We start from the raw sequence: 2,516 nt of genomic DNA on the forward strand, positions 1-2,516 counted from the left end.
AGCGATACCGCCATCAAGATCTACCGGAACTGTGCAAGCGTCTCGGCCTCCCCTCGCCGCCCTCCAACGACGGCACGACCAAACACGAGCGCCTGACCGCGAGCTTGCAGAATTGTCCAGATGATCAGCTGCCACATGTCGCTCAGGCCATTCCCGACACAGGGGCGCTCCCGTTCATCGAGACGAGAGATCTGCAGGATTCCCTGTGGCTCGGGCGCGACCACGTGGAGGTTCCCGGCCGCACGCGTCGCGAGCTGGCCAAGGAATTCGATCTCACCGACCACCTCGCCTACCCTGACCGGTTCCTTTCCCTGCTGGGACAGTTGTGGGATGTGGGATGTGGGCGAGGACGAGTTCAACATATGGGGGCCACACCTTGGTACCCTGAGCCTCACTCCCGACTTCAAGTCACGGGTCCTCGGCCACCTGTACGGCATCGAGAAGTTCGGGCTCCGTGCCCACCAGCAACACCGCGACTTCGCGTCCCTCGCGGGCCTGGTGCACCACGTCGACGGCCACATCGCCTACGCGCTCGGCATGGAGTCCGCCTGGGCCGAGCCGGTGCGGGAGCGGTGGCGGTCGATCCTGGACACACAGGGCCGGCCGCTCGGCTGAGAGCGGTACCGCAGTGCGGCGTCGGCCCTTTGTCGTCGAGGGCGGAGTGCCCAGTGGCAGGGCGGGCCCTCAACGCGTCGCCTCCCAGGGCAAGGCTCCCTGGGAGGCGACTCCGGCGCATCGGGTACGGCTATTCCGTCGACGATGTCGACTTGCCGGACGGAACCGGCCTGTCAGTGAAGACGGTCAGGTGCCATGTGCCGTGCACTCTCACCACGCTGAAGGAGTCCTGCGTTGTCCTGCCGGACTTCTCCTTCGCTTTCAGCTTTGCCGATCCGGCATCCGGCCCCATGTCGAGGTCGATCTGAACTTCCGTGATCGAGAGTCCTCGACCGCCCTTGTCGGCGAGGATCCGACCGGCTTCCCTGCGAGCCCGGGAGTCGTCAGGAACGCCACCTACTTCGATCAGGTGATCCGCATCGCGTGAATTCAAAGCATCCACGTAGGACTCGACCGCGTTGCGGGCGCCTTTCTCGGCCTCTTCGATGCTGTCTGAACCGTTACTGGAGCCACACGCGGACAAAAGCAGTGCTGCCGATATCGCGGTGACGAGTTGCCGTCGCTGCATTGTTCCTCCCCGGAATGTCACGCGAGGCCCTCTGGCGAACCGGTCATGTGCAGTGTGCGTACCACCAGGCACCCCCGTGATCAGCCACAAGCTTCTTCAGACTCTTGTTGCGTGTGTTGGTGGTGTGGTAGGTGAGGTACGGGACTCCGTTGTACTTCTTGGTGACGACCATGGTGTGGTTGATGTTCCCGTTACGGTCCCAGTCGGCCTGAAGAACATCGGAACTGGCGAGCTTGTACACGTTGTCGAGCGCCTTGGTTCGCTTCGAGTGCTTTATCGCGAACCAGTACCAATTCTCTGCCCCGGCCCAGGTGTAGCTCGTTCTGTCCACGAAAATGGTGTAGAACTATTTCTTGTTGTTCGACCGTTGCCCGGCATCGGTCGGCCCGACGATGCCCCAGCCGCCGGCCTTCATCGCTTGTGAGACGAAGTTCGTGCAGTCGTTGCCATACGTGCGGTAAGAGCCCTTGTTGGGGTTCTTTCAGTACTTATCGGCGTAGGCGACGATCTTTCCGTAGTCATACCCGGCCTGTAACTTCACATCCTTCGTGCTGTCGTCCGGTAGTTCGTCCGTGCCGGATGGCGAGTCCTTGGCGCCTTCGTCCTCGTCCGGTGTGCCGCCACCCGTGTCTTCTGCCGCATCGGGTTCGGTCAACTGTGTACTGGGCGCGGGGCCTGATCCTGTGTCGGCCTTGTCCGAGGCGAGCAGCCACGTACCGTCGGCGGTTCGGTCGAACGTCACCGTGTGAGGAAGGGAGAACTCTTCGTACTCGGGTGCTCCCTCGGCGACTTCTGCGGCCGTGAATGGCATGTAGAGCCGGGTGTCCTCGGTGAGTTGGAGGGTGGCGGTGGCACCTTCCAGCGATGAGTCCGTGACGGTCACATCTACGACAGCTTTTGTGTAGCCGCCGTCCACCTGTTCGTACCGCTGCCCCTTTGCTGCGAGCTGGGCAAATTCATCGGAGGTGCGATTCGCCATGGCCCGGGTGGCGGAAATGCCCGAGATTCTTGCCTGGGGAGGGGTGGTGGTGACCATACTTGCGCGCGCTTGGAGATATCCCCCCGCAAGCTGCGACAGCCCGTCGACCTCACTCGCGGATAGTCCGACCGGATGAGAGTCGCCCTGGGACGAGGCCGGGGCCGCTCCTAATATTCCGCTCACGGCCGCAATGGTGATTGCGGCGACTATCCGTCTCTTGTAGGCGATTCGCATGAAAGTTCTTCCTGATTTTGAACATGACTGGTCAGTGTCATTTGTATCTGTCGCGCAAGAGCAAGTGCCTGTAGCGGCCGCTCATCGGCTGATTGTGATCACGGATTGGCTCATTCCTTG

General features: G+C 61.9%; 4 protein-coding genes and 1 pseudogene. 1 reads left to right on the forward strand and 4 read right to left on the reverse strand.

Translation table 11 applies throughout. From position 1 onward, the window contains the following. Nucleotides 1-20: 20 nt before the first annotated feature. Complete coding sequence (locus ACFC79_RS38165; RefSeq protein ID WP_376249869.1) at nt 21-284, reverse strand: hypothetical protein; 264 nt, start codon at nt 282-284, stop codon at nt 21-23. Nucleotides 285-330: 46 nt separating this feature from the next. Between ACFC79_RS38165 and ACFC79_RS38170 the strand changes: the two genes are divergently transcribed. Then, nucleotides 331-615, forward strand: coding sequence for a hypothetical protein (locus tag ACFC79_RS38170; protein WP_376249871.1), 285 nt, complete (start codon nt 331-333; stop codon nt 613-615). Between the two features lie 130 nt (nt 616-745). Here ACFC79_RS38170 and ACFC79_RS38175 read toward each other — a convergent pair whose 3' ends face one another. From ACFC79_RS38175 to ACFC79_RS38185, 3 genes and pseudogenes are all read right to left on the reverse strand, one after another. After that, nucleotides 746-1,183: a hypothetical protein gene (locus tag ACFC79_RS38175; protein ID WP_376249873.1), complete on the reverse strand. Its 438-nt coding sequence runs from the start codon at nt 1,181-1,183 to the stop codon at nt 746-748. 43 nt (nt 1,184-1,226) lie between these two features. Next, nucleotides 1,227-1,646 (reverse strand): annotated as a pseudogene (locus ACFC79_RS38180) (amidase domain-containing protein); the annotation flags it as partial. Between the two features lie 18 nt (nt 1,647-1,664). Beyond that, nucleotides 1,665-2,219 carry a hypothetical protein gene (locus ACFC79_RS38185; RefSeq protein WP_376249875.1) on the reverse strand — a complete coding sequence of 185 codons (555 nt, stop codon included), beginning with the start codon at nt 2,217-2,219 and terminating at the stop codon, nt 1,665-1,667. Nucleotides 2,220-2,516: the final 297 nt, after the last annotated feature.

It is taken from the genome of Streptomyces sp. NPDC056061, assembly GCF_042266885.1.
Classification (GTDB): Bacteria; Actinomycetota; Actinomycetes; order Streptomycetales; family Streptomycetaceae; genus Streptomyces.

What these genes read in the sequence shown, in the direction of transcription:
- ACFC79_RS38170 (WP_376249871.1), top strand. Translation starts at nt 331, where the DNA reads ATGTGGGATGTGGGCGAGGACGAGTTCAACATATGGGGGCCACACCTT.
- ACFC79_RS38175 (WP_376249873.1), bottom strand. Translation starts at nt 1,183, where the DNA reads ATGCAGCGACGGCAACTCGTCACCGCGATATCGGCAGCACTGCTTTTG.
- ACFC79_RS38185 (WP_376249875.1), bottom strand. Translation starts at nt 2,219, where the DNA reads ATGGTCACCACCACCCCTCCCCAGGCAAGAATCTCGGGCATTTCCGCC.